We start from the raw sequence: 8,613 nt of genomic DNA, 5'->3' as shown, positions 1-8,613 counted from the left end.
TGTTCGGCATCGGGGTTGCTGTGGTCACCATGCTGGCCCTGGCCGGCATGATCGTTGCGCTCGATGCCTTCGGGCCGGTGACCGACAACGCCGGCGGCATCGCCGAAATGGCTGGCCTGCCCGACGAAGTGCGCAAGAACACCGACGCGCTCGACGCGGTGGGCAACACCACAAAGGCCGTGACCAAGGGTTATGCCATCGGGTCGGCCGGGCTGGGGGCACTGGTCCTTTTTTCTGCCTATACCCAGGATCTGGCCTATTTCATTGGTGAGGCGGTGGAAGGCGACTTCTATTTCGGCGTTGGCGAAATCAGCTTCTCGCTGGCCGATCCCTATGTGGTGGTCGGGTTGCTGTTCGGCGGCTTGCTGCCGTTCCTGTTCAGCGGCATGTCGATGACCGCCGTCGGTCGGGCCGCGCAATCGGTCGTGGTCGAAGTCCGGCGTCAGTTCAAGGAAAAGCCCGGTATCATGGCGGGCACCGAAAAGCCCGACTATGGCCGGGCCGTCGATATGCTGACCAAGGCCGCGATCAAGGAAATGATCGTGCCCTCGCTACTGCCGGTTCTCTCACCGCTCGTCGTGTTCGGGGTGATCCTTGTGATCGCCGGAAAGGCCGCCGCCTTTGCCGCGCTGGGCGCCATGCTCTTGGGTGTGATCGTCACCGGCCTGTTCGTCGCCATTTCCATGACGGCCGGCGGGGGAGCCTGGGACAACGCCAAAAAAAGCTTTGAGGACGGGTTCACCGATTCGACCGGCCAGACCCATTACAAGGGGTCCGAAGCCCACAAGGCGTCGGTGACCGGCGATACGGTGGGCGATCCCTACAAGGACACTGCCGGACCCGCTGTCAATCCGATGATAAAGATCACCAATATCATCGCCTTGCTGCTCTTGGCCGTGCTTCATTAGAAAAAGCGGGCACCAAGCCACGAGAGCCGGGCAACCCTGCCCGGCTCTTTGCGTTAGACGGACGGCACGCGCACGAAAAGGGCAGCGAAGCTGACAAATACCATGGTCTTATGTCCTTGAATCCTAAAGCTGATATTGGCTTTGCGCCGTCAAGGGCTTAAGCTCTCCACCATACCGGAAATATCGAGGGACGCCGGGAAATGATCGATAGCACCGAAACCCTGCGCCCCTGGCGTGACCGCCTGGTCGCGCTGCGGTCCGAAAACCCGCAGCTGGCGCGGTTCGTGACCAATGCGCTGCGCTCGGCGGACGAACAGGACCTGCTGCTCTATCCGGCGCAAACGCTCCAGGACCTTCTGGCCACCACCTTCTCCCACATCGGCCAACGCACTCCGGGCAAGGCCGATATCCGCGTCTGGACCCCCGACGCCGAGATCGTGTCGGGGATAACGATCATCGACATCTATTCGGCCGACACCCCGTTTATCGTCGATTCGGCCCTGGCGGCCATAAGAGCCGCCGGCGGTTCGATCCGGTTCATGACCCATCCCGCCGTTGCGGTGGACGATACCACCTCTCCCTGGCAGGTGATCGAGGACACCGAAGGCGCCCGCAAGGAAAGCGTGCTCCAGGTCCATATCGACACGCCCGCCGACCCCCGGGCGCTCTCGGTCATTTCCGAAGAACTGACCCAGACCATGGCGCAGGTGCGCGCCGCTGTCGTTGACTGGCGCGAAATGCTCGAACGCCTGCGCACCGCGGTTGTCGCATATCGATCCCATCCCCCGGCCATGCGCGAGCAGGCGCTGACCGAGGCGATCCATTTTCTTGCCTGGCTGGCCGACCACAATTTCACCTTCCTGGGCATGCGCCAATACCGGCTGGCCGGGGAAGGCAGCGAGCAGACCCTGATCCCTCTCGAAGGATCGGGCCTGGGCATATTGCGCGACCCCGATTATCTCTATTTGCGCCAGGGCACGCGCTACGTCCATATGAACGACCAGCATCTGGCCTTTCTCGATACCGACGAACCGCTGATGGTCACCAAGGCCAATCGGCGTTCGCTTGTGCACAGGCGCGTGCATATGGATTACGTGGGCATCAAGACCTTCGATCCAGACGGCACGATCACCGGTGAATTGCGCATATTGGGCCTGTTCACCTCCGCCTCGCTGTCCACCCCGGTCAGCGATGTCCCGCTGATCCGGCGCAAGATCGCTCAGGTGATGACCCAATCGGGCTTCGATCCGCGTTCGCACGCCGGCAAGGCGCTCATGAACACGCTGGACAATTACCCGCGCGACGAGCTGTTCCAGATTTCCCAGGATGAGCTTTTCGAATTCGCCAATGTGATCGCCACCCTGCCCGACCGGCCGCGTGTGCGGGTGCTGCCGCGCATCGACAGGTTCGACAATTTCGTCTCGGTTCTGGTGTACCTGCCCCGCGACCGCTTCGATTCCAATGTCCGCGCCCGGATCGGCGAACATCTCGCCAACCGCTATGACGGACGGGTTTCCGCCTTCGCCCCCGATTTTCCCGAAGGCGATCTGGCACGGGTCCATTTCATCATCGGGCGCAATGGCGGCGCCACTCCGCGCCCCGACCGCGAGGCGCTGGAAGCCGAAATTTCCGAGCTGACCCGCACCTTTGCCGATCGCCTGCTTTCGGCAGCGCCCCATGCGGGCGATATCGCCGATTATGCAAGCGCCTTTTCCGCCGATTACCAGGTGGCCCATTCCCACGCCGATGCCCTTGACGATATCGCCGTATTCAAGGCGCTGGGCCCCGACAATCCACTGGCCGTCCGGCTGAACCGTGGGACCGAAGAACCCACCAGTCTCACGCTCAACGTCTATCACCGCGCCGATCCCATCCCGCTTTCGGCCCGCGTCCCGATGCTGGAGAATTTCGGATTTTCGGTGATCGACGAGCGCACCTTCACCATACGCCCGCTCGGGCCGCAGCCGCGCTTTCTGCACGCCATGTCGATCAGGACCGCCGATGGCAGCGAGATCGATCTGGGCGAAAGCGCAAGACGCATCGAGGACGGTATCCTTGCGGTTTCCAGCGGGCTCGTTGAAAATGACGGCTACAACCGTCTGACCCTGACGGCCGGGCTCGGCCACACCGACGTCGCCATCCTGCGCGCCCTGGGACGCTATCTCAAACAGGTCGGCATCGCCTGGTCGCAGACTTACATCTGGACGGCGCTTTCGGTCCATCCGGCCACCGCCCGCGCGCTGGTCGAATTGTTCCACACCCTGCACGATCCCCATCTCGACGCCGACCGTGAAGCGGCAGCCGAGGGGCTGCGCGCTGAAATTGCCGCCGGGCTCGAATCCATCGTCTCGATCGACGAGGACCGGATCATCCGGCGGATGCTCAATCTGATCGAAGCGAGCGTTCGGACAAATCTCTACCAGCGCGTCGAGGGCAAGCCACGCCCGGCGCTGGCCATCAAATTCGACGCCACCCGGCTCGAAGGCATACCCCAGCCACGGCCATGGCGTGAAATTTTCGTCTATTCCCCGCGCGTCGAGGGCATCCATATGCGCGGCGGACCGATTGCCCGCGGCGGGCTGCGCTGGTCGGACCGCGCCGAAGACTTCCGGACCGAAATCCTGGGACTGGTCAAGGCCCAGATGGTCAAGAACGCGGTGATCGTGCCGGTCGGCGCCAAGGGCGGGTTCGTGCCGCGCCTCATGCCGGCCAATCCCGACCGCGACACCTTCCTTGCCGAAGGCACCGCGTGCTACAAGATTTTCGTCTCCAGCCTGCTCGATGTGACCGACAATCTGGTGGGCGATACGGTCCTGCCGCCCGAAGAGATTTTCAGGCGCGACGCTGACGATCCCTATCTCGTTGTCGCCGCCGACAAGGGCACGGCGAGCTTTTCCGATACGGCAAACGCAATATCCCAATCCCGCGACTACTGGCTTGGCGATGCCTTCGCCTCGGGCGGATCGGCCGGATATGACCACAAGAAGATGGGCATTACCGCGCGCGGCGGCTGGGAGGCGGTCAAGCGCCACTTCCGCGAAATCGATATCGATATCCAAACCCAACCCTTCACCGTGGCCGGCGTGGGCGACATGAGCGGCGACGTGTTCGGCAACGGCATGCTGCTCTCGCCCAAGATCCGGCTGGTTGCCGCCTTTGATCACCGCGACATCTTCATCGATCCCGACCCCGACATCGAAAAAAGTTTTGCCGAGCGCGAGCGTCTGTTCGCGCTGCCGCGCTCGAGCTGGCAGGATTACGATACCGCGCTGATTTCCGAGGGCGGCGGGGTATTTTCGCGCCAGGTCAAGTCCATCCCGCTTTCCCCCCAGATGCAGACGCTGCTGGGCCTGACCGGGGTCAGCGCCTCGCCGAGCGAAATCATGTCGGCGATCCTGCGGGCCGATATCGACCTTTTGTGGTTTGGCGGCATCGGCACCTATATCCGCGCCACCGAGGAAACCGACGCTTCGGTGGGCGACAAGGCCAACGACGCGATCCGGGTTCCGGCCCAGGCGGTGCGCGCCAGGGTGATCGGCGAAGGCGCCAATCTCGGGCTCACCCAGCGCGGACGCATCGAATATGCGCTCAATGGCGGGCGCATCAACACCGACGCCATCGACAATTCGGCCGGCGTCAATTCGTCCGACCTTGAGGTCAACATCAAGATCGCGCTGTCCGATATGGTGCGCTCGGGGACCCTGGCAATGGAAGACCGCAATGTCTTTCTCACCGAGATGACTGACGAGGTCGCCGCGCTTTGCCTGCGCAACAATTATCTCCAGACCCTCGCGCTCTCGCTCGCCCAGCGGCGGGGCATGGCCGACTTTCCCGATCTTGTCGATTTCATCGATGAACTCGAAGCGTCAGGCGAACTCAACAGGGCCGTCGAATATCTGCCCGACGACGCCATGCTGGCCGAACGGGCCGCCGGGGGAGAGGCCCTGACCCGGCCCGAACTGGCCGTGCTGCTCGCCTATGCCAAATTGACGCTCTATAGCGATTTGCTCAAATCCCCGGTTCCCGACGATCCCTATCTGGCCCGCGAGCTGTTCCGCTATTTTCCTCAAACGCTGAAATCGCGCTACCCCGAGTCCATCGAAAACCATCGCCTGCGGCGCGAAGTGATCGCCACGGTGCTCTCCAACGCCATGATCAATCGCGGCGGGTCCGCTTTCGTTACACGATTGACCGCGATCACCGCTGCCGAACCGGGCGCCGTGGCCTTTGCCTACGCTGCAGCCCGCGACAGTTTCGATCTGGCCGGTCTCAACGCGGCAATCGATGCGCTCGACACGACCATTTCCGGAGATACCCAGCTTGCGCTTTATGCAGAGGTCCAGGGCCTTCAGGTGGGCATGGCGCTGTGGTTTCTGCGCAATGAGGATTTTTCCGACGGGCTGTCGGACATGATCGAGCGTTACCGCACCGGCATATCGACGATAAGGGCCGCGCTGTCCGATCTCGTCTTCCCCTTCCTCGCCGAGGCCATCGCGAGCCAAGAGCAGGCCTTTGAAGCCGGCGGCACGCCGCCCGATCTTGCCCGATCCATTTCCGCGCTCTCTGTGCTTTCGCTGGCCCCCGATGCCGTGCTGGTGGCCCGTAAATGCAATGCCGAGGTGCTCGATGCCGCCAAGGCGATGTTTGCCGTGATCGAAATGTTCAGGCTTGGCCGGCTGACCGAACAGGGCGCGGCGATCGATGCCGCCGACAGGTTCGACCGCATGGCGATCGACAGGGCTCTGGCCAATCTCACCCGTGGCCTGCGCGACCTGTCGGCCGATATTTTGTCGTCCGGCGATGGGCCGGTGGAGGACCGGATCGCGGCCTGGAAGACACCGCGTGCCGCCACGATTTCCCGCATGGGCGAAACCGTTGCCGATCTGATCGCCGGTGATCTGACCATTTCACGGCTTTCGGTCGCCGCGGGACTGTTGAGCGATCTGGCCACAAGCTAGAGGGAGGGGGCAGCAGGTCTTCGCGCGCCGCGATCCCGAAACACCTTGCATTTGGTGTGACCCATAGGCAAAAAGCTGCCGGACTCCTCCTCCCCCGAAAAGTTCAGGACTGAACGGCAAAATGAATATCGACGCGATCCCCGCGGGCAAGAACCCGCCCGAAGACCTCAATGTCATCATCGAAGTGCCTCTGGGTGGCGAACCGATCAAATACGAGATCGACAAGGATTCTGGCGCGCTGTTTGTCGACCGGTTTCTCTATACGCCCATGCGCTATCCGGGAAATTACGGCTTTGTGCCCCACACGCTGTGCGGCGACGGAGACCCGCTCGATGTGATCGTGCTCAATTCCCGTCCGCTGGTGCCTGGCGCCGTCGTGCGGTCGCGCCCGGTCGGCGTATTGTTCATGGAAGACGATGGCGGCCAGGACGAAAAGATCCTCGCCGTGCCGGTTTCCAAGCTCACCCGCATGTATGACGGCATCCACGACGTGACCGACCTGCCCGAAATCCAGGTCGAGCGCGTCAAGCACTTCTTCATGCACTACAAGGACCTCGAGCCGGGCAAATGGGCCAGGATCGACCGGATCGGCGGCGTCGAAGATGCGCGCAAGGTGATCCTTGAGTCCATGGAAATGGCAAGGAAGGGCTGAAGCCTCGCCCCATCGCCCGCGCTTCGATCCCTGGCCCGCAACTCTTGACCCAACAGGGGTTGCGGGCGTAAAACAGCCAACCGTACCCGCTGGTACGGATACCTCACGAGATATGGATTGACGGCCCGATGAGCGCAAAGACCCTCTATGACAAGATCTGGGACGACCACGTTGTCGCATATAACGAGGATGGCACCGCCATTCTCTATATCGACCGTCATCTCGTCCACGAAGTCACGAGCCCGCAGGCGTTCGAGGGTCTGCGCCTGTCCGGCCGCAAGGTGCGCGCACCCGAGCGCACGCTGGCCGTTGTCGATCACAACGTGCCCACATCGGACAGAACGCACGGGATCGACGACCCGGACTCGAAAATCCAGGTCGATACCCTTGCCAAAAATGCTCTCGATTTCGGTGTCGAATATTACAACGAACTCGACATGCGTCAGGGCATCGTCCACATCGTGGGCCCCGAGCAGGGTTTTACTTTGCCCGGCATGACCATTGTCTGCGGCGATAGCCACACATCGACCCACGGCGCCTTCGGGGCGCTGGCGCACGGCATCGGCACCTCCGAGGTCGAGCACGTTCTGGCCACCCAGACGCTGATCCAGACCAAAGCGAAAAACATGCGCGTCACCGTCAACGGTTCCCTGCCGGACGGGGTGACCGCCAAGGACATCATCCTGGCCATCATCGGCGAGATCGGTACCGCCGGCGGCAACGGCCATGTCATCGAATTTGCCGGTCAGGCCATTCGCGAATTGTCGATGGAAGGCCGCATGACGGTCTGCAACATGACGATCGAGGGCGGAGCCCGTGCCGGGTTGATCGCGCCCGACGAAAAAACCTTTGCCTATGTCAAGGACCGCCCCCGGGCGCCAAAGGGCGCTGCCTATGACATGGCGCTCGACTATTGGAAATCGCTCTTTACCGACGAAGGCGCCCACTTCGACAAGGAAGTGGTTCTCGATGCGGCCAATCTCCCCCCGATCGTGTCCTGGGGGTCCTCGCCCGAGGACGTGATTTCGGTGACCGGCGCCGTTCCCAATCCCGACGACATTGCCGACGCCAACCGGCGCGCTTCAAAAAAGCGGGCGCTCGAATATATGGGACTCACCGCCGGAACCAGGATCACCGATATCGAACTCGACCGGGTGTTTTTGGGCTCGTGCACCAATGGGCGCATCGAGGATCTGAGGGCCGCCGCGGCAATCGTTAGGGGCCACACGGTCCACCCGCGCGTCAACGCCATGGTCGTCCCCGGCTCGGGCCTGGTCAAGGCGCAGGCCGAGGCCGAAGGGCTCGACAAGATCTTCATCGAGGCCGGGTTCGACTGGCGCGAACCGGGCTGTTCGATGTGCCTGGCCATGAATGCGGACAAGCTGGCCCCTGGTGAGCGGTGCGCTTCGACCTCGAACCGCAATTTCGAGGGCCGTCAGGGCTTCAAGGGCCGCACCCATCTGGTCTCCCCCATCATGGCAGCCGCCGCTGCCATCAAGGGCCATTTCGTAGATATCCGCGAGTGGCCCACCGCCTGATGGCTGAGCCGTCCCAGGGCGATGCAAAATTATGGGGGCCGTTGGCGGCCCCCTCTCTCGACGATATCGAAGCCCTGGCCGTCGAGGCGCTCGAAGCACTGCCCGAGCCGTTCAGATCGATGTCACGCGGCCTCGAATGCCGGATCGCCGAATTTCCCACCGAAGAAATCTGCACGGACATGGCGCTTGAGAGCCCCTTTGATCTGATGGGGCTGTTCGAGGGGATCGGGATGACCGATGATGGTATCGTCCCCCATACCGGCCAGATGCCCAACCGGGTCTGGCTCTACCGCCGGCCGATTCTCGACTATTGGGCCGAGCATACCGACACGCTGGGCGAAATCGTCACCCATGTTCTGGTTCACGAGATCGGCCATCATTTCGGACTCTCCGACGACGACATGTATGCGATAGACGATGGACTAAGATGACCCTTCGGCCTCGCCTCGGCTCATGAAGCGATAATCCGCATAGGTATCGCCTTCCAGATCATCATCGACAACAAGCACAAGATCCTGTGCCCTGAGCGCTGTGTACCAGGCATCCCAATCAACGAG

5 protein-coding genes are annotated in these 8,613 nt (G+C 62.3%); all 5 read left to right on the top strand.

The genetic code is table 11. The annotated features are described in order from the left end of the window. A partial coding sequence (locus AACZ55_RS14420) for a sodium/proton-translocating pyrophosphatase (RefSeq protein ID WP_339647220.1) occupies window positions 1–908 on the top strand: 908 nt, incomplete at its 5' end. A 200-nt stretch (window positions 909–1,108) separates the two neighbouring features. Next, window positions 1,109–5,866 carry an NAD-glutamate dehydrogenase gene (locus tag AACZ55_RS14415; protein WP_339647218.1) on the top strand — a complete coding sequence of 1,586 codons (4,758 nt, stop codon included), beginning with the start codon at window positions 1,109–1,111 and terminating at the stop codon, window positions 5,864–5,866. A gap of 121 nt (window positions 5,867–5,987) precedes the next feature. Continuing rightward, window positions 5,988–6,518 carry an inorganic diphosphatase gene (ppa, locus tag AACZ55_RS14410; RefSeq protein WP_338608475.1) on the top strand — a complete coding sequence of 177 codons (531 nt, stop codon included), beginning with the start codon at window positions 5,988–5,990 and terminating at the stop codon, window positions 6,516–6,518. Window positions 6,519–6,646: 128 nt separating this feature from the next. Beyond that, window positions 6,647–8,056, top strand: coding sequence for a 3-isopropylmalate dehydratase large subunit (leuC, locus tag AACZ55_RS14405; RefSeq protein ID WP_339647215.1), 1,410 nt, complete (start codon window positions 6,647–6,649; stop codon window positions 8,054–8,056). After that, on the top strand, window positions 8,056–8,487 hold the full coding sequence (locus AACZ55_RS14400) for a metallopeptidase family protein (protein WP_338608473.1): 432 nt from the start codon (window positions 8,056–8,058) through the stop codon (window positions 8,485–8,487). The genes leuC and AACZ55_RS14400 overlap by 1 nt, the downstream gene beginning before the upstream one ends. Window positions 8,488–8,613: the final 126 nt, after the last annotated feature.

Source organism: uncultured Pelagibacterium sp., assembly GCF_963972885.1.
Taxonomy (GTDB): domain Bacteria; phylum Pseudomonadota; class Alphaproteobacteria; order Rhizobiales; family Devosiaceae; genus Pelagibacterium; species Pelagibacterium nitratireducens.
This window is presented reverse-complemented; position numbering and strand designations above follow the sequence as displayed.